The 24614-nt window shown below is 72.9% G+C and carries 14 protein-coding genes; 8 read left to right on the top strand and 6 right to left on the bottom strand.

What is annotated here, in order from left to right; genetic code table 11:
- Nucleotides 1-103: 103 nt before the first annotated feature.
- The 3 genes from ACH35V_RS19875 to ACH35V_RS19865 all read left to right on the top strand — a co-directional run bounded on the left by ACH35V_RS19875 (nucleotide 104) and on the right by ACH35V_RS19865 (nucleotide 4009).
- A complete protein-coding gene (locus ACH35V_RS19875) occupies nucleotides 104-1633 on the top strand; it encodes a hypothetical protein (protein ID WP_395974196.1) in 1530 nt (509 codons plus the stop codon).
- A 138-nt stretch (nucleotides 1634-1771) separates the two neighbouring features.
- On the top strand, nucleotides 1772-2323 hold the full coding sequence (locus ACH35V_RS19870) for a hypothetical protein (RefSeq protein WP_395974194.1): 552 nt from the start codon (nucleotides 1772-1774) through the stop codon (nucleotides 2321-2323).
- Between the two features lie 282 nt (nucleotides 2324-2605).
- Complete coding sequence (locus ACH35V_RS19865; protein WP_395974192.1) at nucleotides 2606-4009, top strand: DUF2252 domain-containing protein; 1404 nt, start codon at nucleotides 2606-2608, stop codon at nucleotides 4007-4009.
- A gap of 187 nt (nucleotides 4010-4196) precedes the next feature.
- Here the strand turns inward: ACH35V_RS19865 and ACH35V_RS19860 are convergent, their stop codons facing one another.
- The 3 genes from ACH35V_RS19860 to ACH35V_RS19850 form a co-directional block, all read right to left on the bottom strand.
- Complete coding sequence (locus ACH35V_RS19860; RefSeq protein ID WP_395974190.1) at nucleotides 4197-5597, bottom strand: diacylglycerol/lipid kinase family protein; 1401 nt, start codon at nucleotides 5595-5597, stop codon at nucleotides 4197-4199.
- Between the two features lie 133 nt (nucleotides 5598-5730).
- Nucleotides 5731-6594: a hypothetical protein gene (locus tag ACH35V_RS19855; protein ID WP_395974189.1), complete on the bottom strand. Its 864-nt coding sequence runs from the start codon at nucleotides 6592-6594 to the stop codon at nucleotides 5731-5733.
- 221 nt (nucleotides 6595-6815) lie between these two features.
- A complete protein-coding gene (locus ACH35V_RS19850; RefSeq protein ID WP_395974188.1) occupies nucleotides 6816-7235 on the bottom strand; it encodes an SHOCT domain-containing protein in 420 nt (139 codons plus the stop codon).
- A 570-nt stretch (nucleotides 7236-7805) separates the two neighbouring features.
- Between ACH35V_RS19850 and ACH35V_RS19845 the strand changes: the two genes are divergently transcribed.
- Nucleotides 7806-8051, top strand: coding sequence for a hypothetical protein (locus tag ACH35V_RS19845; protein WP_395974187.1), 246 nt, complete (start codon nucleotides 7806-7808; stop codon nucleotides 8049-8051).
- A gap of 1263 nt (nucleotides 8052-9314) precedes the next feature.
- Here the strand turns inward: ACH35V_RS19845 and ACH35V_RS19840 are convergent.
- The 3 genes from ACH35V_RS19840 to ACH35V_RS19830 form a co-directional block, all read right to left on the bottom strand.
- On the bottom strand, nucleotides 9315-11150 hold the full coding sequence (locus ACH35V_RS19840; protein WP_395974186.1) for an AfsR/SARP family transcriptional regulator: 1836 nt from the start codon (nucleotides 11148-11150) through the stop codon (nucleotides 9315-9317).
- 118 nt (nucleotides 11151-11268) lie between these two features.
- On the bottom strand, nucleotides 11269-12267 hold the full coding sequence (locus tag ACH35V_RS19835; RefSeq protein ID WP_395974184.1) for a hypothetical protein: 999 nt from the start codon (nucleotides 12265-12267) through the stop codon (nucleotides 11269-11271).
- Nucleotides 12267-15704 carry an amino acid adenylation domain-containing protein gene (locus tag ACH35V_RS19830; protein WP_395974182.1) on the bottom strand — a complete coding sequence of 1146 codons (3438 nt, stop codon included), beginning with the start codon at nucleotides 15702-15704 and terminating at the stop codon, nucleotides 12267-12269. Before ACH35V_RS19830 ends, ACH35V_RS19835 begins: the two co-directional genes overlap by 1 nt.
- Before the next feature lie 254 nt (nucleotides 15705-15958).
- Here ACH35V_RS19830 and ACH35V_RS19825 point away from each other — a divergent pair, with 254 nt between their 5' ends.
- From ACH35V_RS19825 to ACH35V_RS19810, 4 genes are read left to right on the top strand one after another with little or no spacing between them, the layout of a single operon-like run.
- Nucleotides 15959-16165, top strand: coding sequence for an MbtH family protein (locus tag ACH35V_RS19825; RefSeq protein WP_395974181.1), 207 nt, complete (start codon nucleotides 15959-15961; stop codon nucleotides 16163-16165).
- A 52-nt stretch (nucleotides 16166-16217) separates the two neighbouring features.
- Nucleotides 16218-16991, top strand: coding sequence for a thioesterase II family protein (locus ACH35V_RS19820; RefSeq protein WP_395974180.1), 774 nt, complete (start codon nucleotides 16218-16220; stop codon nucleotides 16989-16991).
- Entirely contained in the window at nucleotides 16991-23332 is a 6342-nt protein-coding gene (locus ACH35V_RS19815) for an amino acid adenylation domain-containing protein (protein WP_395974179.1), read from the top strand. The genes ACH35V_RS19820 and ACH35V_RS19815 overlap by 1 nt, the downstream gene beginning before the upstream one ends.
- Nucleotides 23329-24600 carry an MFS transporter gene (locus ACH35V_RS19810; RefSeq protein ID WP_395974177.1) on the top strand — a complete coding sequence of 424 codons (1272 nt, stop codon included), beginning with the start codon at nucleotides 23329-23331 and terminating at the stop codon, nucleotides 24598-24600. Before ACH35V_RS19815 ends, ACH35V_RS19810 begins: the two co-directional genes overlap by 4 nt.
- Nucleotides 24601-24614 lie beyond the last annotated feature (14 nt).

Below are 24614 nucleotides of genomic sequence, written 5' to 3'. Positions count from 1 at the left end.
CGCGGAAGGCGGCTGAAGAGGCGCTGTCACCCGTGAAGGGTGATGAGAGCGGGCGCCGCCTTGGTCGAGGATGCGGGGAGGCTCTTCGGTCTGGAGGCCGGCGATGAGCGACGTCGAGCACGCGGACGGCGGGGACGAGCATGCGACCGGCGGCGACGAGCATGCGACCGGCGGCGACGAGCATGCGACCGGCGGGGACGAGCATGCGACCGGCCCCGACGGTGCGGAGGAACTGCGCAGGCTGCGGGCGGAGGTAGCCGATCTGCGGGCCCGGCTCGCAGCGCGGCCGCCGGGCGCGGCGGCGCAGGTGCGCGCACACCCGAACCTGCTGGGAACGCGGCGGGCCGTCGCCGCCCTGCTGATGGCCCTCGCCGGCTTCGGCCTCGTGGCGTCGGTGATCGGTGTCTGGGGTGCGCGCACCACGCTGGAGACCGACCGGTGGGTCGCCACGGTGGCGCCGCTGCCCGAGAACCCCGAGATCAACGCCGCCATGGCGACCTATCTCACGGACCAGGTCTTCACCCACCTGAACGTGCGAGGACGGCTTGCCGAGGCGCTGCCGCCACGGGCCGCCTTCCTGGCCGGGCCCGTGACGAACGCCGTCCACGACCACCTGCGAGACCGGGTGCGGAACTACATGGGCACCGAGCAGTTCGCGGCGCTGTGGCGGCAGGCGAACCGGTTCGCGCACGCCCAGCTCGTGGCGATCGTGGAGGGCAGGAGCGAGACGGTCAACGTCCAGAACGGGACCGTGACGCTGAACCTGCTGCCGGTCATCAACGATGTGCTCAGCACCGTCTCGAAGGAGCTGCCGACGCTGTTCGGCAAGGAGCTTCAGCTGCCTGCCCTCTCGTCCGGTGAGGTCCCCGCCGACCTGCGGCAGAAGGTGGCGACCGCGCTCGGCGTGACACTCCCCGCCGACTTCGGGCAGATCACCGTCTACCGTGACGGCGACCTGACCGGCTTCCAGGACGCGGCGCTGCTGTTCAAGCGCGGCATCGTCCTGCTCGTGATCGGCACGCTGGCCTGCCTCGCGCTTGCGCTGGTCGTCTCGCCCGGACGCAGGCGGACGCTGCTGCAGTTCGGCGTGGCCGTCGCCGGCAGCGTGGTGGTGCTGTCGGCAGTGCTGCGGGCGGTCAGCGACCGGCTCCTGGAACGTGTGCCCGAGGGCCTCTACCGGGAGGCGGCGTCCGTGGCGGTGCACGACATCTTCAGGACGCTGCGCGACCGCGGCGACCTGCTGCTGTGGCTGGGTGTCGCGCTGGCCGCCGTCTTGTACCTGGCGGGCCCCGGCAGGGTGCCGGTGGCCCTGCGCCGGCACGCCGTCTCGGGGTCCCGCGCGGCCTGGTCGGCCGCTCGGAGCCGGCGGTTCGGAGAGCAGGTCGCCCGGTTCCGGGAGCAGGTCGCCCGCCGTCCGGACGCGCTGCGGGTCGCGGGCGTCGTCGTGGCGGCACTCGTCGCGCTGCCGTTCGCGTCCTGGACGGCCTTCCTCGTGATCCTGGTCGTCCTGGCGGCGTACGAGGTCGGAGTGACGCTGCTAGCCCGCCGTGCCGCGGAGGCGAAGGTGGGCCCAGACGCCGGGACGGCGCCTCCGGCCCCGCCGGCGCCCGGTGCCGGCGCGGCGCACTCGTGAATCGGCGCACTCGTGAATCGGCGCGCCCGTGAATCGGCATGCTCATCCGTGGCGGGTGATGTCCGCCGGCCGGCGAGGTGTCACGGTGCTGGCACGAGAGTCGGCCGAGCGCCGGCCCCGAGCGTGAGGAGCCCGTACATGGCCTTCGGACCCGTGCAACTCATCGTGCTGGGCTTCGACCACCCGAGGTTTCACGGCGAGATCATCGCCGAGCTGGAGCGGTTGCGCGCGAGCGACACCGTGCGGGTGATCGACGCCCTGGCCGTCCACAAGGACGAGGACGGCGCGCTGGAAGTGACGCACCTCAGCAATCTGACCCAGGCGGAGGCGATCGAGTTCGGCAGCAGGATCGGCGCGCTCATCGGCCTGGGCATCGAGGGCGAGGAGGGCATGGCGGCCGGGGCGATCGCCGGCGCGGAGGTCACCGCCGAGGGCGTGCACGTGTTCCTCGAAAGCGAGGACGCCTGGCACGTGCTCGACGACATCCCGAACGGCACCGCCGCCGCCCTGCTGCTGATCGAGCACCACTGGGCGGTGCCGCTGCGGGACGCGATGCTGCGCGCGGGCGGCTACCGGATCGGCGACGGGTTCGTCAGCCCGCTGGACCTGGTCGCCATCGGCCTGCACACCCCCGAGGAGGCGCAGCGGCTCCACGCCCTCGAGACCGCTCGCGGCGGGAACGGCGGGTGACGGACCGACACCGACCGGTCATCGACAGTGGGAATCACAGCGAGGAGGCAGACATGTTCGGAACGCGCAGGGTGGCACGCCGCACGGCCAGGCGGACCGCACGCCGGGTGTCCCGGCGACGGTGAGGACAGCGGCGGTGAGGTGAGCGGGGAACCCGCGACCCGCCCGCCGCGGACACCGGGCCGGTGAGGACTCCTCGCCGGCCCGACCCGGCCGGAGGCCCTGGCGTCGCTGGAGGGCACCGACCGGGTTCTGGGGACGTAGCCGAAGGGAGACCCGGCCATGACCGCGAACGACACCGGCGCTCTGAGCCCGTCTGAGCGAGCGGAGTACGGGAAGCGGGTGCGCCGCGAGGTGCCCCGTTCGAGCCACGCGCGATTCGAGCCCGGCGGGAAACGGCCCGATCCCATCGACGTCCTGGAACGACAATCCGCGGCCCGGCTGCCCGAACTGGTGCCGATCCGCTACGGCCGCATGCTGGAGTCGCCGTTCCGCTTCTACCGGGGCGCCGCCGCGATCATGGCGTCGGACCTCGGCGCCGCTCCCCACACGGGGCTGCGCGTACAGCTGTGCGGGGACGCGCACATGCTGAACTTCCGGTTGCTCGCCTCCCCGGAACGGCACCTGATCTTCGACATCAACGACTTCGACGAGACACTGCCCGGCCCCTGGGAATGGGACGTCAAGCGGCTCGCGGCGAGCCTCGCCATCGCCGGCCGCGCGAACGGGTTCTCCGGCCGCGAGCGCGCCGCCGTCGTGCGCCGGTGCGTCCGGGCCTACCGGGAGCGGATGCGGGAATTCGCCGGAATGCGCACCCTCGACATCTGGTACGCGCAGGACGACGCCGACGACCTCGGCTCGATCCGGACGGGACCGCTGCCCGCCGGCGCCCGCCGGAGGTTCTCCGCGGCCACGGCGCGGGCCCGCACCCGCACGAACCTGCAGGCGTACGCCAAGCTCACCCGCCTGGACGGGGACCAGCGGCGGATCGCCCCCGACCCGCCGCTGGTCACTCCGCTCGGCGATCTGCTCCCCGAGGCCGAAGAGGCGGAGCTGACAACCACGCTGCGCGGGCTGATCGAGGACTACGGCCGCAGCCTGTCCTCCGAGCGCCGGGCCCTGCTCGGCCGCTACCGCGTGGCCGACATGGCTCGCAAAGTGGTCGGGGTCGGCAGCGTCGGCACCCGCTGCTGGATCGTCCTGCTGCTGGGCCGGGACGACGACGACCCGCTGCTGCTCCAGGCCAAGGAGGCCGGCGCGTCCGTCCTCGCCCCCTACGCGGGAGGCAGCACGTACGCGAACCAGGGCGAGCGCGTCGTCGCCGGGCAGCGGCTGATGCAGGCCGCGAGCGACATCTTCCTCGGCTGGCAGACCGTCGCGGGGATCGACGGCCGGCGCCGCGACTTCTACGTCCGGCAGTTGCGGGACTGGAAGGGCATCGCGCGGCCCGAGACCATGACACCGGAGATCATGACGGTTTTCGGACGGCTGTGCGGCGCGTCGCTGGCCCGCGCCCACGCCCGCTCCGGGGACCCGATCGCCATCGCGTCCTACCTCGGCGGCGGCGACGTCTTCGACCGGGCGCTGGCGGAGTTCGCCGAAGCCTACGCCGACCAGAACGAACACGACCGCGACGCCCTCGCGTCCGCCGTGCGCAACGGCCGGGTCACCGCCGAAACCGCCTGAGGACCGCACGACTGGACGACCGCCGAGCAGAAGGACTCGACCGCCGGTTTCGTCGCCGTCGCCGGTTTCGTCGCGACGCGCCCACCGAGCGCCCGCCTCGACGCGGGACACGATGACCGCGGCCTCCACGGCCGGGAAGAAGCGACGGGGGCCGACCGAGCGGATCAGCCCGTAGCGCCTGGCCCTCTCATCGGTCATCGCCGGTGCATTCCTCCTGATCGAGACGGTCGTCCGGCCGACGTCGCGGCCCGGCCGCGCCGCGCTCCGCGTGCGGGGCCCCGCCGCGCGTGAACGCGAGTCGACCCAGCGCGCGCCAGTCCAGCGGCGGCTTCGCCGGAGGCGGCGCGCGGCGGTCGCGCGGCACCCGCACGCGCAGGGCACCCGGCCGGATCACGCAGGTGACGGGGGCGGCGAGGGTGACCGCCTCGCCGTCGACGCCGACCGAGATCTCCGGCGCGTCGGCCTCGACGACCACCTCGCGGGCGGTCAGCGAGATGAGGCCGCCGCGCCTGCCGCGGAGCATCACGGCGGCCTGCCCGGCACTGTCGACGGTCACGCCGAGGACTCCGAGCACGCCGGAGTCCAGCTGCTCCCGGCGCCCCATCCCGGCGGGATCGCCGCCCTGGTAGGGATTGTTGCTCACCAGGACCGCCTGCGGGCCCTCGATGACGGCCGGCCCGGCCTGGACGATCAGCCGCGGCCCGCGGTGATGCGTCAGCAGGTCGGGCAGCATTTCCACCGTCGTGCGGAGCTTCCCGTCGCGGTACTCCGGGCTCTGCACCACGGCCGCGTAGGCGCCGAAGGACGCGTTGTTGACGAACACGCGCTCGCCGACCAGCCCGAGGTCCACGCGCAGTTCGACGCCCGTGTCGGTGAGGGCGTCCAGGGACAGCGCCGGGTCGGCCCGGTCGAGACCGAGATCGAGGGCGAAATGGTTGCGGGTCCCGGCCGGAATCACCATGAACGGCACGTTGTACATGGCGGCGACGCCGGCGACCCGCGCCTGCGTCCCATCGCCGCCGGCGACCCCGAGCAGATCCGCGCCGCGGGCCACGGCACGGCGCGCCATCGCGGCGACGTCCGCGGGACGGCCCGGATCGAGGACGACGACCTCCGCGCCGAGTTCGCGGGCCCGCTCGCACAGCCCGAACCGGCCGACCTTCCCGCCGCCCGACCGTGGATTCATGATCAGGAAAGGCCGCTGGGGAGGCGGGGCCGAGTGTTCCGCAACGGCCGGGACGGCCGCCCGCAGCGCGGCTCTGCCGCACAGGACCGCCAGCGCCCAGAGGGCGAGGGTGGCCAGCACGGCCCAGAGCAGCCCGACCGCGACGTAACGGGCCAGCACGGCGCCCGGCGCGCCCACGGCCAGCACCAAGGCCGCGACCCTGGCCGCGCCCCGGCGCGTCAGCGCCCACCACAGCGCGGCCGCCGTGACCGCCAGCCCGGCGGCCCCGATCACCGGCAGCGTGAGGGCCCTGAGCCCGGCGGACAGCAGCAGCGTCGTCACGGCCGCGGCCGCGAACAGCAGGCACAGCCTCGCGGCCGTGCGCGGCCGCCCTGAGAGACGGCTTCCGAAGGTGTCTGGCACGGGCCGATCGCACCATCGCCCGCGTCCGCCCCACATCACCTGGCGCGGGTGACGCCGCCGGGGACGCGGTGCGGGAACGCGACGACGCGCGCCTGCCTTCCCGGTCGGGCCGGTCTGCTTCCGCCGGGCCTGGTCATACGGCCGGTCGTTCGCGCTCGTACCGCGCCATGACCTTCATGATCGCGTCGGCGTCGCGGCCACCGCGGAGGAGGGCCGCCATCACGCGCATCGGCTGGTCGACGTGGTCGAAGAACTCCCGGTATCCCGCGCACAGGTAGTTCAGGCCGGGCTCCCCGTGCGGTGACTCGGCGAATCGGTCGACCGGACGGCCCCCCTCGCAGGCGAACAGAACCGGGCAGCAGCGGCAGTCGAGCGGCAGCCGCTCCCACCCGGCGCGCGCCGCCCGGGGCCGCTGAGTCGCCGCGGACCAGGCCGCCAGCGTGTCCTCGAAGATCTTGACGAACTGCCGGCCGACGTCGCGGCGCACCCACTCGTCGAACACCGCCACGAGGAAGGCGCCCCACTGCTCCGGGGCGATCGTCCGCTCGGAGACGGTGGCCGGGCGCGCTCGCAGGCGCCCGCCGCGCGGGACAGGATCGGTGCGCTCCACGAAGGGGAGGAACTGGACGTGCCGTACCCCGATCTCGTCCCGGAAGCACCGGTAGAGCTCGTACGGATGATCGGCGTTGCCGGCGTGCACGAGGCAGACGACGTTGCAGTCGACCCCGTGCCTGCGCAGGAGTTGGGCGGCTTCGAACGTCTGCTGGTGCGCCACCGCGCCGCCTCCGGCGGAGGTCCGGGTGGCCATGCCGCCGTCCACCGAGAGCCCGACGAGCACGTCCCGCTCGGCGAGGAACCGGCACCACGCGTCGTTGAGCCGGCCGCCGCTCGTGCACAGCGCGTGCTCGACCTTCGCCCCTGCACCTGTGTGCCGGTCGGCGCTCTCGACGGCCTCCCGGAAGGCACCGAGGCTTACCCGGTCCCCGTCGTCGTCCACCCACGTCACCGTGGTCGTGCGCTGCTCGCCGGGCCGGGACGCCGGTCGTCGGCGCCTTTTGTGGTCCGACAGGGGCACCATAGGCCCGTCGCATGCGAGCCAGCGCTGTGCGGCATGCCGGCCCTCACCGAGGAGACCGCTCCGTTCCAACGACATGTGGTTCAGCCCCCGCATCCGATGTCCGGCCGGCCCGGGCTGAGCCAGCCTGGCGTGAGCGGTGTTCAGGCGAGGACCTTGGCCTTCGCCTGCTGGTACTCCACCTCGCTGATGTCGCCCTGATTCCTGAGTTCGGCCAGCTTGACCAGCTCGTCGGTGTGCGTGGGCTCCGGCCCTGCGGCGGTCTCACGGACGTAGGCGCGGAACTGCGCGTCCTGCTTCCGGACCGCGTGCAAATCGCGTTCCCCCATGCCCCTGCCGCGCGCGATCAGATACACGAGGGCGCCGAGGAAGGGCAGCACGATGACGAAGATCGTCCATCCCGCCTTGGCCCAGCCGCTCAGCCGGTCGTCACGGAAGATGTCGGCGATGATCCTGAACAGCAGCATGAGGAACAGGACCCACAGGAAGAACCACAGCATGGTCCAGAAGACGCTCACCAGGGGGTAGTCCGTTTCCGCGATGGGTCTTGCGAGCTCGTTCATGGCGGTCCTCCCCGTCCTTGACCCTCTTCGTCGGATACGGCCAACGTTCCTCGCACCCGGCGGTCTCGGGATCACCCGCACCAGGTGGTTCTCCATATGGGAGCGGCGCGCGCAGCGTGCGCGCCCTCGCCCGAACTCGCATGGGACGTCGAGCGACCGATATCGAACCTGCCCGCTGGAAGAGAAGTCAGGGCCATTAACGCCTTCTCGGATATCACGCCCGCGCCAGGCCAGTTTGGCGTCGATAATCACGCCGCTTCGATGCGGTAAGCGACATGTGCGTGGCTGTCAAATCGTTCGCTACGTCCCTGCTCACAGGCTCCGCCGCTCGGCGCGGCACCCTGGGAGAGGCGCTCACCGATCCGTAGTCTGAAGCTTCCCGAGCCGAAAGAAACCCCCGTCACCTGGCGCAGCTAGTTCCGGTCCAACTGGAACGGGACCACGCCGTACCTCATTACGCCCCTATCATAACTGTGACCACTCCTGTACCTTTGTTTTGAGGACGGGCTTCGGAGTAGACCCCTGCCAGGCCGGGGTTGAGGGGGATAGGTGAGGAGCGATCTCGGATCCGTGGCTATCGTCAGCGAGCTTGACGCGGATCTGGTATCGCCCGAAGGCGGCGCTCTCGTCGACGTGGGTCATGGAATCCTCATTGCCTGCGACCGGCCGGACGACATAACCGAACGAGATAACGCCTGGCTGGACGAGGTTTTCGAGCGCTATGGCGTGACCGTTCTTCCGCCACCCACCTATATCGTCGATGGCGAGCTCGCGGGCTGGCGATGCTGGATCATTGAGTTAGAGGACGGCCCCTGAAGCCTGCTCTTCAACCGACACACCGAAGAGCGGCCCAAGGCCGTACTACGACATCAAGCCCACATTTACTAGTGATCGCCGCGAACCCCGTGGGTTTACAACGCTCCACCAAAGAAGGCCGGCCGGCTGGCGCCGACCGGCCGGACTAGGTCTGGAGATCGTGGCCTCGCAGCACCTGAGCGGGCTTTCACCTTCCATGCGCAGGATCGCGGCAAGGAGGTGGAGACCTTGGGAAGTTCCGCCGCTGAAAGAGCACCCCCCGGTCCCAAGACCGGGGGGTGCTGATCCGCGGGGCGTCCGTCCCCATCCGGCGAATGCGGGATCGCCGAAGCCCCCCGGTGAACGGACGCTGACCCGCTGGTCGCGCCGGGGGCAGGACCCCTGCGCGACGACCTCGGGGCGGCCCCACCCGACCCCGATTATGGCTCCTTCGGCTGCCGAGCCGGCCTGCTCCCTCCCCCCGGATGAAGCAGGCCGGCCCCATCACCACGGCGTGACCATCTTTCATGCCGAACCGTTCCCGGCCCTGGCATGGGCGACTATAGCCCATGTAACAGCTGCCTGCAAATGGGTCGACGGGAAGAGAAATGAACCGTGCCAATTGCGACTTCTAGCCGCAGAATGCACCCAACTCGACGAGCACCAGTGCCTGAGCCGGTCACTCGGCACGCCCTAGACGGCCCGGCAAGAGCCCCAGCGTTCGGAAACGACACGGACCGAGCTACGAGATGCCCGGAGTCCGGCGATGCCGCACCCGGCACGGCGCGTCTCGACCGCTCCATATGGAAGGGAAGACCGAGCGGATGGATCCCTCTCGAGCCGCGCGAGCCGCCGAGCAGACATCGAGCGAACATGCCCGGCTAGCGAATGCGCGTCAGTGGTCCATGCGGGGTCGTGCTGGCCCGCACGCTCGGACAACGCATGGCTCAGATCCGGTTCGTGCGGATCGGCTCGGGCACCTCCGGACGGCGACCCAGCGGAACCGGAGCGGTTCGGGTGCTTCTTTCTGTCTGGGGACGTGACGGCGGCCGCCGAGCAGCTCGGTCGGATCGGTGGTCTCCACATTCGAGGGGAGACGGCTGCCTGTGAGGTCGCGGAGGCAAGGCCGGGCACGCGTGGTTCTGCGGGCGTGACCCGTGACGTTGCGGATCGCTCTCAGGTTGGTGGGGTCGTCCGCCGTGAGGCACTCCCATTCCGCCGATCGTGCCCGACATCGTCCCCCAGGAACGCGGGAAGGGGGCGGCGGTCCGGTCGTGGCGGGTGTCAGGTCCGCTGGGGAAGTGCGACCGATGGCGGTGTGACGTCGAGGAACCGCCGGTCGGGCTCGTGGACGATGAAGCGCTCGGTCGCATAAAGGCGGACGAGGTCGTGGTACCGGTAGCGCAGCGGATTCGCGGTCGTGGCCGTCAGGAGATACATGTCGGCGAGCGATTCGAGGATGTCCTCGGCCTGGTCGGCGCTCACATTCAGCACGGACATCGCCGAGCACGTGTCGAATTCCCGGCCGGGAAGGGACGCCAGCCGCCGGAACAGGCGACGGGCCTGCTCGTCCATGGCGCCGTAGGCGAGGGCGAGGGCGGTGCGGACGTCGCCGCCGTCCCGTCCTAACTGGTCGAACCGGCTGTATTCGTCGGCGAGCCGCGTGACGAGCTGCGGCACGGTCCAGTGCGGCCTGGCGGCCAATTGCGACCCCGCCGCGCGCAATGTGAGGGGGAGGCGTCCGCACAGATCGGCGAGTTCGCGGGCGGCGGCCGGGTCGGTGCGCAGCCGGTCGCGGCCGGCCATGCGCCCGAGGAATTCCACCGCCTCGGCGGGCTCCATCGAGCCGACCTCGACGCGCTGGTGGCCGGGGAGCGAGATGCGGCGGGTCCGGCTGGTCACGATGACGCCGGAATTGCCGCCTCCGGGCAGCAGCGGCGCCACCTGCTCCGCCCGCGCCGCGCCGTCGAGGATGACCAGGACGCGGCGTGGCGCGACCAGCGCGCGGTAGGTCTCGGCCCGCTCGTCGAGGCCGTCCGGAATGCGGTCGGCGGGCAGGTCGAAGAAGCGCAGGATGCGCGCCAGGATCTCGGCCGGACGCCGCGCCCGGGCGGCGCCGTCGCTCAGCGAAACGTAGAGTTGGCCGTCCGGGAAGGTCTCGGCGAGTTCGTAGCCGGCGCGCACGGCGAGGGACGTCTTTCCCGAGCCGACCATTCCGGTGATGGTCACGATCGGCGGATGGTGGCCCCTGCCGCGGCTCCCGGTGAGCGCCCCGGTGATCTCCCCGAGCTCTTTCTGGCGTCCGGTGAAGTCCGCGGGCGCGGGCGGGAGCGTGCACACCGGCGGATGGACGGCCGGAACGGCGGCCGGCTGGGCGTCCCGGTCGTCGGCGAGAATGCTCTGGTAGAGATTCTGCAATTGCGGGCCGGGCTCGACGCCGATGTCCCCGATGAGGGTGTGGCTGGCGCGGTGGTAGGCGTTGAGGGCCTCGGCGCGGCGGCCGACGCCGCACAGCGCCCGCATGGTCAGGACGTGCAGCCTCTCGCGCAGTGGATGAGCGGCGCTGAGTTCCAGCAGCTCGCTCACGATCTCCTGGGTGCGGCCAAGGCCGAGGAGAATCTCGATGCGGTCTTCGACGGCGGTCAGATGCCGTTCTTTGAGATTGGTGGCGATCGCGCGGAAGGCGTCGCACTCGATTCCGGAGAACGGCTCGCCGCGCCACAGCGAGAGCGCCTTGGAATAGTACGCGACGGCCTCGTCGGACTCTCCCTTCAGCTGCGCCGTCTGCGCGCTGACGACATGCTGGTCGAACTCGTGGAGATCAAGCTCGCCCGGTTTCGCGTCCAGCAGATAGCCGGGGCTCCGGGTGCTTATCGCGTCCGGAAGTCCGACGTCCTTGAGCAGCCTGCGCAGCGCCGAGATGCAGATGTGGATCTGATTGCGCGCGGACGTCGGCGGGGCGCCGTCCCAGACCGCGTTCACCAGCCGGCCGACCGGAACGACATGACCGGCGTTGACCAGAAGCATCGCCAGGACGATCTGATGCCTGGGCGTGCGCAATGGCGCGACGCCGCGGGGCCCGACGATCTCGATATTTCCCAGCAGCCGGTACGACGACACCCCCGAGCCCCCCTTTATGGCCTTCTCACCGCGACTTCTCGGACGTAGGACGCCGCGGATTCGGCCGATGTTCGGGCCGTTGCTCAGGTGTGCCCGAAGGTTCGGACATTCGGGCGGATCAGCTCAGCACCCCGCCCGTGATCGGCGTGAACGTCGCCCCCCGGGACGCCTTGGGCTCCTCGGACGCCAGTCCCGCGCGGACCCGCCGCGCGCCCAGTCGCCGGGCCAGCCGCAGCGGACCGTGCAGGATCAGATGCGCGTAGACGGCATGCCTGGTGGCGCCGTGGCCCGGCGTCAGGCCGATCTCGTGGACGTGCAGCCAGTCGCGCCAGGAGACGCAGACCTGGTAGCCGCGCACGTCCCCGGCCGCCGCCTCGACCACCAGGACTTGGGCCCCGGGGCAGGCCCGCCACTGGTCCATCCGGTAGGCGACCAGGTCGGGGTGGTCGAGGCGGCCCTTCCGCAGGTTGTGGTCGGCGACGAGCCGCGACGCGTCGGCGGCGACCTCGTCCCACTCCACGGTCCGCGCGCGGAGCCCGGCGCGCTCGGCGGCCGACAGGTCGCGGCGCAGGGTGGAGCGGACCTTGTAGCCGAGATCCGGCTCGGGGACGAGATGCCGGTCGAACCGCGCGTCGCGGCCGACGTCCCGCACGTCGATGTCCGCGGGCGCGGCGGCCTGGATCCCCTTGATTTCCGCGTCGGTGAAATAGGCGAAGACCAGTGACCGATGGTCGCCACCGTAGGTGTCGTGCAGATGAGCGATGAGACGGCGGGTCAGGTCGGAGTTCCTGGCCGTGGTGTCACGGTGCAGGGTGGAGTACAGGTCGGCCCGCCCGCCGACCAGGACGCTCGTCGCGGGCGTCAGGTTCTTCGGATGGCCCCACGCCGACGGGGCGTAGTCGTCGTCGGGCCACGCGTCGGAAGTCCCCAGATAGGCCGGGACGGCCGCGAGCAACCGCCCGCCGTCGCGGACGCAGTGGTATTCGACGTGCCATCGCCCGTCCTGTTCGAGCTGCCGGAGCCGGGCGTGGCAGCCCGCGACCCCGGCGGCGTCGTCCAGCGCGTCGAACTCGTCGGCGGGGATCCGCTCGATGGCGTCCACGACCGTGACGTCCATCAGGACTCCGGCGGCTTTTCGAGCGAGCGCGCGGCGTCGGCCAGGCAGTCCGACTCGAACATCACGCCCAGGCCGACGTTGACGCCGAGCTCGAAGCCGAGCCGGGCGGTGGCCCGCACCGCGAGGATGGAGTCGCCGCCCAGCTGGAAGAAGTTGTCGCGTCGGCCCACCGGCTCGATGCCGAGGACGTCGCCCCAGACCCGCGCGACCAGCTCCTCCCGCTCGCCCGCCGGGGGCTCGTAGTCCGGCCGGTGACCGGGGGACGACTCCGCGGCCTCGATGCCGTCCGTCCCGGCGGGGGACGCCGCCGCCACGACGCCTCCGGGCTCGGACACCATCTGGTCGAGCACCGCGAGATGGGCGCCGGCGAGCCGGTCGCACACCTCCTGCCCGGCGGAGTCGGGGTTGCCGTCGATCGTCAGGCGGTCGCTCTGCGCATGCACCGACAGCGGGATCGCGGTGAAGCCGAACTCCTGCAGTTCGTGGTCGCCGGGCGTGAACCCGGCGGCGGAGAAGTCGACGAAGTTGAAGCAGACCTCCAGCCTCGGGGACGCGCCCGTCCCGCCGCGCATGCGCGCGAGCGGGTACTGCTGGTGCGGCAGCATCGCCTGCTCGGCCCGCAGCACGCGTTCGACGAGTTCCAGCGCCGAGCACGGGGCGGAGTCGACCGCGAACGGCACCGTGTTGAGGAACAGGCCGAGCGCGCGGTCGGCGCCGTCGCGGACCAGCCGCCCGTTCGTGACCAGGCCGGTGTAGGCGTCGGCGCGGTCGCAGACGCGCCGCACGGCCGCCAGGTGCGCGGCCAGCATGACGCTCTTGACCGGCGCGTTCGCCCGTCGGGCGAGGTCGCGGATCCCGGCGGCGAGACGGGTCAGGTCGACGTCCGCCTGCGGCGGGGCGTCCTGGTCGCCGCCCCCGGCCGGTACGCCGGACGGCAGGCCGGGCGGGCGGGAGCGGTCGAGCAGCCCGGCCCAGTGCGCGGCGGCCGCCGGGCTCGTCTCGGCCCGCTGCTCGGCCCGCACGTAGTCGCGGAAGGGCGGCAGCCCCGGCTCCGCCGGACGGGACGCGCCGGTGAGCGCCGCCCGGATCTCCGCCATCAGGAGCGCGACGCTCCAGCCGTCCAGAATCGCGTGGCTGTGCACGAGGATCAGCCGGCAGGACGCCGCGTCGAGCCGCACCACGGTGAGCCGCCACAGCGTCTCGCCACCGGCCGGGACGGGTTCGCGGCGCTCGCGCTCCAGCTCGGCGTCGGCGGCGCGGCGCCGCTCGTCCGCGGGCAGGCCGTCGAGCGTCACGTACCGGACGGGGACCGTGACCCGGCCCCGGACGAGCTGCGCGGGACGGCCGAACAGGTCCATGCTGAACGCCGTCCGCAGCAGCTCGTGGCGCTCGACGACCGGGGCCAGCGCGCGCCGGACGGCGTCCGCCCCGTCCGCCTCGACGCCCGTCACCGTCAGCGTCGCCGTCATCTGGTACGGCGTCGTGACCGCGGCCTTCGCCTGCTCGGCGAGCATGCCCTCCTGCAACCGGGTCAGCGGATACGCGGCGGCCACGTCCGGCGGGACGAGGGCGCGCTCGGACGCGGTGAGCAGGTCGAACGGGCCGGGCGAGGGGTCGTCCGCGACGGCGTCCGGGGATCGGCAGGCGGCGGCGACCGCCGCCAGCGTCTGATGCCTGAGGATCGCGGCGACGTCGTGCGCCACCCCTTCGCGCTTCGCCTGCGCCGTCGCCCGGACGGCGGTCAGCGAGTCGCCGCCCAGCTCGAAGAAGCTGTCGAGGCGCCCGACCCGTCCGACCTGGAGCAGCCCCGCCCACACCTTGGCGAGGACGATCTCGGCGGGCGTCTCCGGCTCCTCGTAGGGCCGTTCCGCCGGCCGCCGCAGCCGGTCGGGATCGGGCAGGGCCGCGCGGTCGACCTTGCCGTTCGCGGTGCGCGGCACCACGTCCAGCGGGACGAAGACCGCCGGGATCATGTGCGGCGGCAGTGTCGCCGCCAGGTGGTCGCGCAGCGCGTTCGGCGCGGCGGCCGCGGCCGCGGGATGCACGTAGGCGATCAGCCGGAGGTCGCGGCCGCCGGCGCCGAGCGGCCGCGCCTCCACCACCGCCGTGCCGACCTCGGGCCGGGTCAGCAGCGCGGCCTCGACCTCGCCCGGCTCGATGCGGTAGCCGCGGACCTTGATCTGGCGGTCCGTCCGGCCGACGTAGTCGAGCCCGCCGCCGGGGAGCCGGCGCACCCGGTCGCCGCTCCGGTAGAGCCGGCCGCCGGAACGCTCCGGGTCGGGCACGAACCGCTCCGCGGTGACGCCGGGTCGCGCCACGTAGCCGAGCGCGACGCCGTCGCCGCCGACGAACAGCTCGCCGGTCTCGCCCTCGCCGGCGGGGCGCAGGTCGTCGCCGCGGACCGCGACCCGGTAGCCGGGCAGCGGCACGCCGATCGGGCTGGCCGGGGCGCCGTCCGCCAGGTCGGCCGCGGTCACGCGGTGCCGGGTGACGTGCACCGTCGTCTCGGTGATCCCGTACATGTTGGTCAGCGCGGGACGCTCGTCGCCGAACGTCTCGATCCACGGCGCGAGGTCGGCGACGTAGAGCGCCTCCCCGCCGAACACGACGTGCCGGAGGGCGAGGTCGCCGGGCCCCGCGCCCGACTCGATCAGGCAGCCGGACAGCTCCCGCCACGCGCTGGGCGTCTGGCTGAGGACGGTGACGCCGTGCGCCCGCAGCAGCTGCGCGTGCAGCGGCGCCGACCGGGCGATCCCGGTGGGCACGATGACGGCCCGTCCGCCGGTGGTGAGGCAGCCCCACAGCTCCCAGACGGAGAAGTCGAAGGCGAACGAGTGGGTCACCGACCACACGTCGTCCGGGGTGAAGTCGCCGACGGCGGAGCAACCCGCCAGCATCGCGACGGCGTTGCGGTGGGTCACCGCCACGCCCTTCGGCCGCCCGGTGGACCCGGACGTGTAGATCACGTAGGCCGGGGAGGAGGGCCCGACCGGCGTTCCGGGCGGCGCGGCCTGGTGGCCGACCGGGACGATCCGCACGTCGTCCCGCCCCGGGAGCAGCGTCAGGCGCGCGCCCGTCTCCCGGACGGCGGCGGCGGTCCGCTCCTCCGGATGGTCCGGGTCGACGGGAAGGTAGGCGGCGCCCGCCTTCAGCACTCCCAGCATCGCGATCACGGTGCCCTCGGACCGCTCGCCGGCCACGGCCACGGTCTCCCCGGGGCGCAGCCCGCGTCCTCGCAGGCTCCGCGCGACCTCGTCCGCGCGACCGTCCAGGTCCGCGTAGGACAGCCGGCGGTCGTCGCAGACGACGGCGGCCGCGTCCGGGCACTCGCGTGCCCGCCGCTCCACCAGCCGGTGCAGGAGGAGACCGTCCCCCCGTCCGCTCGATGGGTCTCCCGGCAACGGGTTCATTCGCTCCTCCACGGCCGTCGTGCTCATGCGGTCACCCCGGCAAACGGTAGGCAGACGCGCTTAATGATCGGTTTGGGAGGGCTTTGGGCCTGCTTTTCCGGCAGGTCGGCAGGGGGTGCGCGGCGGCCTTCGGGCGCCTTTCAGCTCCTTCGACAAGGATCACCTTGACGAATCCACAGCGCTGCCTTAGTCGCGATTAATTCGGCGCTAATCAGTTGGAAAGCAGCGGGTGCCAAAGTGAGTGACAGCTGCCGGAAGAAGGGCTGGAACAGGTGGGCGCCATGGACGACGATGACCGCAGGTACGTCGTGGTGATGAACCACGAGGAGCAGTACTCCATCTGGGTCGAGGACAGGCCGGTCCCCGACGGGTGGCGGGCCGTCGGAAAGGCCGGCCCCAAGGACGAGTGCCTGGAGTACATCGACGAGGTGTGGACCGACATGCGCCCGCTCAGCCTCCGCCGGCGCATGGACGCCGACGCGCGCTGACGACACCGACGCGCTGACGACACCGACGCGCGCTGAGGACGAAGGGGCGACCTTGGAGACGACGAGCGATCCGGCGGGCCGCTGGCTGCGCTGGTACGGCAGCCGGGGGGACCGCGCGGCCGTGCGGCTCTACGTGTTCGGATTCGCGGGCGGCGGCGCGTCCGCGTACCGGTCCTGGGGCTCGCTGTTCGAGCCGGCGATCGAGGTGTGCGCCGTCCAGCTGCCGGGCCGCGAGGACCGCATCGGCGAGCCCCTGGCGACCGACTTCGAGGAGCTGGCCGGGCGTGTCTTCGACGCGCTCGTCCCGACGGCCGACCTCCCGTTCGCGTTCTTCGGACACAGCCTCGGCGCGCTGTTCGCCTATGACATGTCCCGCCGCCTCCACGAGACCTACGGCATCTCGCCCCGGCACCTGTTCGTCTCCGCGCACCGTCCGCCGCACCTGCCCGACACGTGGCCGCCGCTGGACACCGTCGACGACGCCGGGCTCCTCGAACTCCTCCGGGACGCGGACGGCACGCCCGACGCCGTCCTCCAGGAGGCCGACCTGGTCGACCTCTTCCTCCCGATCCTCAAGGCCGACCTGGCGCTGAGCGAGTCGTACGAGCACGTCCCCGGACGGCCGCCGCTGCCGACTCCGATCACCGCGGTCGGCGGCGACGCCGACCCCGGCGTCGGCCGCGCCGACCTGGAGGCGTGGGCGGGATACACCGAGGGCCCCTTCGCCGCGCGCACGATGCCCGGCGGGCACTTCTTCCCGCGGACGGCCGCCGCCGAGCTGGTCGCGCTGATCAGCGCGCGGCTGACCGCCGGGATCGGGGTCTGATGCCCGGGTTCAGCGTGGCGCGCGCCCGCCGGGACACGCCGGGCGTCGCCAACGTCGTCCACCTCAACAACGCGGGCGCGTCGTTGATGCCGGCGCCCGTCATCGCCGCGATGCGGGCGCACCTCGACCTGGAGGCGTCGATCGGCGCCTACGAGGCCGCCGAACGGGCCGCCGGCGCCGTCGCGCGCGGGTACGAGGGGCTCGCGGAGCTGGTGGGGTGCGCGCCGTCCGACATCGCGCTCACCGACTCGGCGTCCCGGGCCTGGGGCATGGCGTTCTCGGCCGTCCCGCTCGCGCCCGGCGACCGCGTCGTGACCTCGTCCGTCGAGTACGGCAGCAACCACCTGTCGATGCTGCACGCCGCCCGGCGGCACGGCGCCGTGGTCGAGACGGTGCGCAACGACGCGGCGGGCCGGTTCGACCTGGACGCGCTGCGGTCCGCGCTGGACGAGCGCGTCAAGCTGATCGCCGTCGCGCACGTGCCGTGCAACGGCGGCCAGGTGCTGCCCGTCGAGGAGATCGGAGCGGTGGCGCGGGACGCCGGCGTCCCGTACCTGGTCGACGCCTGTCAATCGGCCGGCCAGATCCCGCTCGACGTCGAGCGCATCCAGTGCGACTTCCTCGCCGGGACGGGACGCAAATACCTGCGCGGCCCGCGCGGGACCGGCTTCCTCTACGCCCGCCCGGAGTCCCTCGGACGGCTCAGCCCCAGCAGCGTCGGGCTGGACGGCGCCCGCTGGCTCGGCGGCGGCGAGTACGAGCTCGCCGCGGGCGCCCGCCGCTTCGAGACCTGGGAGGCGGACATGATCGCCCGGCTCGGTCTCGCCGCCGCCGTCGGCTACGCCCTGCGGACCGGGATCGACGAGATCTGGGACCGCGTCCGGGAGCTGGCCTCCCACGCGCGCGCCGGGCTGCGCGAGATCCCGGGCGTCCGGCTGCTCGACCAGGGTCCCGACCTGTGCGGGCTGGTCAGCTTCGACGTGCCGGGCCGGGAGCCGATGGAGATCCGCGAGCGGCTCGCCGGGCGCTCCGTCAACATCTGGACGTGCCTCGCCAACAGCGCCTGCGTCGACATGGAGGACCGGGGCCTGACGAGCCTGCTCCGCGCCTCCGTGCACTGCTACAACACGACCGCCGAGATCGACGAGCTGTGCTCGCACCTCGCCGACCTGGTCGCGCCGCGCCGCGCGCCGGTGAGCCGCGGAGGCGACGCACCCGTGAAGGCCGTAACGGAAGGACACATCGTGCACGCCGACCCTGCCCCGACGAGGAAGCTGCTCCACGGGCTGTTCGAGGAGCAGGTGTCGCGGACGCCGGACGGGGTGGCCGTGGTGTGCGGTGATGTGTCGGTGGGTTTCGGTGAGCTGGATGCGCGTGCGGGGCGTTTGGCGCGGGTGCTGGCGGGTCGTGGTGTGGGCGCGGAGGTGTTGGTGGGGGTGTGCGGGGCTCGGTCGGTGGAGCTGGTGGTGGCTTTGCTGGGGGTGTTGAAGGCGGGTGGTGCGTATGTGCCGTTGGATCCTTCGTATCCGGTGGATCGGCTTCGGCACATGGTGGCTGATTCGGGTGTGGGTTTGGTGTTGACGTGCGGGGGTGTGGCTCCTGCGGGGTTGGGTGAGGGTGTAGAGGTTCTGGATCTGGACGGTCTGGATCTTGATGAGGGTGAGCCCGCGCGAAAGGCCGTGGTGCGGCCGGGGAACCTGGCGTATGTGATCTACACGTCGGGGTCGACGGGCAAGCCGAAGGGCGTCGCCGTCCAGCACGACGGCATCGTCAACAACATCGCCGACCTCAACCGGCGGTACGGGGTCGGGCCGGGCGACCGGCTGCTCAACCTGTCCGCGCTGAGCTTCGACATGTCCGTGTACGAGCTGCTCGGCGCGATCGCGGCGGGCGCCGCGGTGGTGCTGCCAGGGACGGCCGCGGAGAGCGAGCCCGCAGGCTGGTGGTCGCTGATCCGCCGGCACCGCGTCACGATCTGGCACTCCGTCCCGGCACGGCTGGAGATGCTGCTGGACGCCGAGCCGGACGCCACCCGGGAGTCGCTGCGGGTCGTGCTGTCCGGCGGCGACCGGCTGCCGCCGGAACTGGCCGTCCGCGTCTGGGACCGGCTCGGCGAGGACGTGGAGCTGCACAACCTCGGCGGCGTCACCGAGGCGTCGATCTACTCCAACTGCCACCGGGTCGAGCCCGCGGACGCGGCGCGGCCGAGCATCCCGTACGGGCGGGCCATGGACGGGCAGGTCCTGTCCGTGCTCGACGACGAGGACGAGGCCGCGCCCCCCGGCGAGCCCGGCGAGCTGTGCGTCGCGGGCGCCGGCCTGGCCCGCGGCTACCTGAACGACCCGCGGCGCACCGCGGACCGGTTCGTCCCGAACCCGCTCGGTCCCCCCGGCTCGCGCCTCTACCGCGCGGGCGACCGGGCACGATGGCACGACGCGGGCTGGATCGAGCTGATCGGCCGGGTCGACGACCAGATCAAGATCGCCGGGTTGCGGATCGAGCCGGGCGAGATCGAGGCACGGCTGCGGCGGATCGCGGGCGTCGGCGACGCCGTGGTCGTCGCCGTCGGGGACGCGCGGCTCGTCGCCTACCTGCGCGCCGCGGACGCCCGGCCCGCGCCCGGCGCCGCGCTCATCCGGCAGATCCTCGGCCGTGACCTGCCGTCCCATCTGATCCCCGCCCGCTATCACTGGGTCGACCGCCTGCCGGTGACCGCGAACGGCAAGGTCGACCGCAGGGCGCTGGCCGCCGCGCCCGAGCCCGCCCGCGCGGCGGACGCCACCGCGACCGGCGAGGCCGCCCGCTCCCCGGCCGAGCGCGCCCTGGTCGGGATCTGGCGCGAGGTCCTCGGCCTCCCGGACGCGGACGCCGCGAGCGACCTGTTCGAGAACGGCGGCACGTCGCTGACGGCCGGGCGCATCGCGGCCCGGGTGCGCGCGTCGCACGGCGTCACGCCGTCGATGGCCGCGATCTTCCAGCACCCGACGCCGCGCGCGCTGGCCGCGCACCTGGACGCCGCCGCGTCCCCGGACGGCGGCGGCGTGCGGCGCGCGACCGCGCGGACGCTCACCGTCCCCCTGTCGCCGTACCAGGAGCGCATCTGGTACGCCGAGCAGCTCGACGTGGACGTGCCGATCTACAACGTCCCGCTCGTCCTCGCCCTGCCGGACGGCATGGGGACCGCCGGCGTCGAGGACGCCCTGAACCGTCTCGTCGACCGGCATCCGTCGCTGCGCGCCCGCGTCCGGGTGCACGACGGGCGGCCGCTCCAGACGATCGAGGCGCGCCCCGAACGGCTCCGCCTGCGCGAGACCACGATCGAGGCGGCACGGCTCCGGGACGCGGCGGCCGGGACGGCGCACGGCGCGTTCGACCTGGTCGGCGGGCCGCTGATCCGCGCCGAGGTGCTGCGCGTGCGGGAGACCGGGGCGCGCGTGCTGGTGGTCGTCGTGCACCATCTCGTCTGCGACGCGTGGTCGATGGACCTGCTCGTCCGCGACCTGGCCGCGTTGTGCGCGAGGCCGGGCTCCGTCCCGGACCGTCCCGGCGCCGTGGACGACTACCTGGCGTTCGTGACGGGCGCGGCCACGGACCGCGACCTGCACGAGGCGCAGCTCGACCACTGGGACCGGCGGCTGTCCGGCGCGCCCGAGCTGACCGAGCTGCCCGCCGACCACCCGCATCCCGCCATCCCGGACCACCTCGGCGACCGCGTCCACCGCGCCCTCGACCCGGCGCTCGCGGACGCGCTGGACCGCGCCGCCCGCCGCGGCCGGACCACCCTGTTCGCCGCCATGCTCGCCGCGTTCAAGATCATGGTGTGCCGCTACACCGGACAGGGCGACCTGGTCGTCGGCACCCTGACGACGCTGCGCGACCGGCCCGAGCTCGAAGACGTCACCGGGTACTTCGTCAACACGGTCGCGGTCCGCACCGACCTTTCCGGGGACCCGGCCGCGGCGGACGCGCTCGCCCGGGTGCGGGACGAGGTCCTCGCCGCCGTCGCCCACCGCGACGTGCCGTTCGAACGCGTCGTCCGCCGCCTCTCCCCGCGCCGGGACCCGAGCCGCTCGCCCGTGTTCCAGCTGATGTTCAACCTGCACGAGCAGGACGCCGCCGCCCCGCTCCCGGACGCCGTGCCGCGCCGGGAACTGGAGGGCGCGCTCGGCGGCGCCCGCTACGACCTGACCGTCGACGTCACCCGGCGCGGCGACCGGGTGGACGTCAGCTTCGAGTACGCGACCGCGATCTTCGAGCCGGCGACCGCCGAGCGGCTCGCCGACCACTACCTGGAGGTCCTGCGGCTGCTCGCCGACGAGCCCGGGGTGCGGCTGTCCGAGATCGCGCTCAGCGACGCGGGACCGCGAAGCTCCGTCCTCGTCCCCGACCGGCCGCGTCCCGCCGGCACCGGCTCGCTCCACGGGCTGTTCGAGGAGCAGGTGTCGCGGACGCCGGACGGGGTGGCCGTGGTGTGCGGTGATGTGTCGGTGGGTTTCGGTGAGCTGGATGGGCGTGCGGGCCGGTTGGCGCGGGTGCTGGCGGGTCGTGGCGTGGGCGCTGAGGTGTTGGTGGGGGTGTGCGGCGCTCGGTCGGTGGAGCTTGTGGTGGCTCTGCTCGGGGTGTTGAAGGCTGGTGGCGCGTATGTGCCGTTGGATCCTTCGTATCCGGTGGATCGGCTTCGGCACATGGTGGCTGATTCGGGTGTGGGTTTGGTGTTGACGTGCGGGGGTGCGGCTGCTGCGGGGTTGGGTGAGGGTGTAGAGGTTCTGGATCTGGACGGTCTGGATCTTGATGAGGGTGAGCCCGCGCGAAAGGCCGTGGTGCGGCCGGGGAACCTGGCGTATGTGATCTACACGTCGGGGTCGACGGGCAAGCCGAAGGGCGTCGCCGTCCAGCACGACCAGATCACGTCCTTCCTCGGCTGGAACCAGGCGGTGAGCAGGCTCGGGCCCGGCGACCGGGTGCTGCAGAACCATTCGGCGGCGTTCGACAACTCGGTCTGGGAAATCTTCCAGTGCCTCGTCTCCGGCGCCGAGCTGCACCTGCCGCCGCCCGGGATCGAGTACGACGCCGAGGCGCTCGTGACGGCGCTGGACGAGGCCCGCATCACCTCGTTCAACGCGACGCCGTCGCAGATGCGCGTGCTGATGCGGGCAGCCGCCCAGGTCCGGCCGGACGCGTTCCGGTCGCTGCGGCTGCTGTTCACCGGCGCCGAGGCCGTTCCGCGCGACATCGCGGCCGAGCTGCCCGCGTGGCTCGACCCCGGCTGCGCGGTCTACAACGAGTACGGGCCGACGGAGGCGACGGTGACCAGCGCCGTCTGCCGGATCACCCCGGAGCTGCTGGAACGGCACGCCGACCGGCCGACCGTGCCGTTCGGGCGGGCCACCGACAACGCCCGGCTGTACGTGCTGGACGCGGCGCTGCGTCCCGTCCCGCCGGGCTGCCGCGGCGAGCTGTACGTGGGCGGCGCAGCCGTGACCCGCGGCTACCTCGGGCAGGGCGCGCGTACCGCGGAGCGGTTCAGGCCCGACCCGTTCGCGGACGGTCCCGGCGCGCGGATGTACCAGACCGGCGACGTCGTCCGCGTCATGCCGGACGGCAACCTGCTGTTCCTCGGCCGCGGCGACGGCCAGGTCAAGCTGCGCGGCTACCGGATCGAGACCGGCGAGATCGAGGCCGCCGTCCGGGACCACCCCGCGATGCGGGACTGCGCCGTGACCGTCCGCGACGTCGCCGGTTCGCCCGCGCTCGCCTGCTACGTCGTGACCGGCGACCCGGCCGCGCGGCTCGACCCGGCCGCGCTGCTGCGCCCGTACCTCGCCGACCGGCTGCCCGTCTTCATGGTGCCCGCGGTGTTCGCGGCGGTGCCCGAGCTGCCGCTCACCCCGAACGGGAAGCTGGACGTGCGCGCCCTGCCCGACCCCGAGCGGCCCCGGCGGGGCGCGTCCGGCCCCGGCACCGGTCCCGGCACCGGTCCAGCGCCGCGCGGCGAGCTTGAGCAGGCCATCGCGGACGTGTGGGCCCGGGCCCTGAAGGTCGACGCCGTGGCCGTGGACGCGAACTTCTTCGACCTCGGCGGCCACTCCCTGATGCTCGCCGAGACCTGCCTGCGGCTCGGGGACCGGATCGGGCGCCGGGTCTCGCCGCTCACCGTGCTGCGGTACCCGACCGTCTCCGCCCTCGCCGCGCACCTCGGCCACCGGGACGGCAGGGACGACCCGTCCCGCCGGGGCCCGCGGCCCGCCGACCGGCTGCGCCGCGCCGCCGGCCTGCGCCTGCACCGAAATCACACCGCGGCCGCCGACGGCCCGACCCACTCCGACGGGAGCCACCGATGAGGATCACCAAGCCCGACGAGGCGGGGGCCGGCGAAACGGCGGCTGAGCCGTCGCACCCGTCGCTCTGGCGCAACCGCGACTACATGCTGCTGGCCGGCGGGCAGATCGTGTCGATGGCCGGGTCCCAGCTGTCCATGGTCGCGGTGCCGCTGATGACGCTGGCGCTGACCGGGTCCGCCGCGAAGGCCGGCCTGGTGAGCACCGTCGAGGCGCTGCCGTACTTCCTGTTCGGCCTGGTCGCGGGCGTGCTGGTGGACCGGTGGAACCGGAAGACCATCATGATCGTCTGCGACGGGGCGCGGGCGCTGGCGATGCTGTCGATCCCGGTCGCCTACTGGACGGGCCACCTGTCGTTCTGGATGTTCGTCGCCGCCGCGTTCGTGATCGGCACCTCGTTCGTCTTCTTCAACATCGCGGAGATCTCCTCGCTGTCGCAGGTGGTGGGGAAGTCGCAGCTGACCCAGGCGGCGTCGGTGAACGAGGTCGCCGAGTCGTCGGCGGCCCTCGCCGGGCCCGGGATCGGCGGCGCGCTCGTCGCCCTCGGCCGCACGCCGCTGGTCGGCGGCGCGATCGCGCTGCTCGTCGACGGCATCACCTTCCTGGTCTCGATGGTCTCGCTGCTGCTGCTGCGCCGCCCGCTCAACGACGAGCGGGACAAGGGCGCCCAGGAGTCGATGTGGACGCAGTTCAAGGAGGGCCAGCGGTACGTGTGGTCGCACCCGACCATCCGGACGATGATGCTGCTCGCCGCCGCGCTGAACAGCCTGTTCAGCCCCAGCTACCTCGCGATCATCGTGCTGGCCAGCAAGGACATGGACGCGTCCGCGACGGTGGTCGGCCTGGTGTTCTCCGTCGGCGCGGCCGGCGGGCTGATCGGCGGGCTGCTGTCGCCGCGGGTCGCCAAGCGGGTGCGGTCCGGGCCGCTGATGACCGGCGCGCTGATCGCGTGGGCGCTGGCGATGCCGCTGATCCCGCTGTCGACCTCGCCGTGGATGCTGGTCGGCGCCTGGGGGCTGGTGACGTTCGTCAGCCCGATGTTCGACGTCCCGCAGGTGTCGCAGCGGCTCAAGCTCGTCCCCGAGCACCTGCAGGGCAGGGTGAACAGCTCCTTCCGGTTCGTCGCCTGGGGGATCCGGCCCGCCGCGATCGGCATCGGGGGCGTGCTGGTCGCCGCGGTCGGGGCGCGCGAGGTGCTGTGGGGCATCGCCGCCGGGATGGCGCTGGTCGCCGCCTCCGGCGTGCTGCTCGGTCTCTACAAGGCTCGCTGAGGACGGGGATTCGG

Source organism: Actinomadura sp. 1N219 (assembly GCF_044326405.1).
GTDB lineage: Bacteria > Actinomycetota > Actinomycetes > Streptosporangiales > Streptosporangiaceae > Spirillospora.
This window is presented reverse-complemented; position numbering and strand designations above follow the sequence as displayed.

What these genes read in the sequence shown, in the direction of transcription:
- ACH35V_RS19865 (WP_395974192.1), top strand. Translation starts at nt 2,606, where the DNA reads ATGACCGCGAACGACACCGGCGCTCTGAGCCCGTCTGAGCGAGCGGAG.
- ACH35V_RS19815 (WP_395974179.1), top strand. Translation starts at nt 16,991, where the DNA reads ATGCCCGGGTTCAGCGTGGCGCGCGCCCGCCGGGACACGCCGGGCGTC.
- ACH35V_RS19825 (WP_395974181.1), top strand. Translation starts at nt 15,959, where the DNA reads ATGGACGACGATGACCGCAGGTACGTCGTGGTGATGAACCACGAGGAG.
- ACH35V_RS19835 (WP_395974184.1), bottom strand. Translation starts at nt 12,267, where the DNA reads ATGGACGTCACGGTCGTGGACGCCATCGAGCGGATCCCCGCCGACGAG.
- ACH35V_RS19870 (WP_395974194.1), top strand. Translation starts at nt 1,772, where the DNA reads ATGGCCTTCGGACCCGTGCAACTCATCGTGCTGGGCTTCGACCACCCG.
- ACH35V_RS19850 (WP_395974188.1), bottom strand. Translation starts at nt 7,235, where the DNA reads ATGAACGAGCTCGCAAGACCCATCGCGGAAACGGACTACCCCCTGGTG.
- ACH35V_RS19875 (WP_395974196.1), top strand. Translation starts at nt 104, where the DNA reads ATGAGCGACGTCGAGCACGCGGACGGCGGGGACGAGCATGCGACCGGC.
- ACH35V_RS19810 (WP_395974177.1), top strand. Translation starts at nt 23,329, where the DNA reads ATGAGGATCACCAAGCCCGACGAGGCGGGGGCCGGCGAAACGGCGGCT.
- ACH35V_RS19830 (WP_395974182.1), bottom strand. Translation starts at nt 15,704, where the DNA reads ATGAGCACGACGGCCGTGGAGGAGCGAATGAACCCGTTGCCGGGAGAC.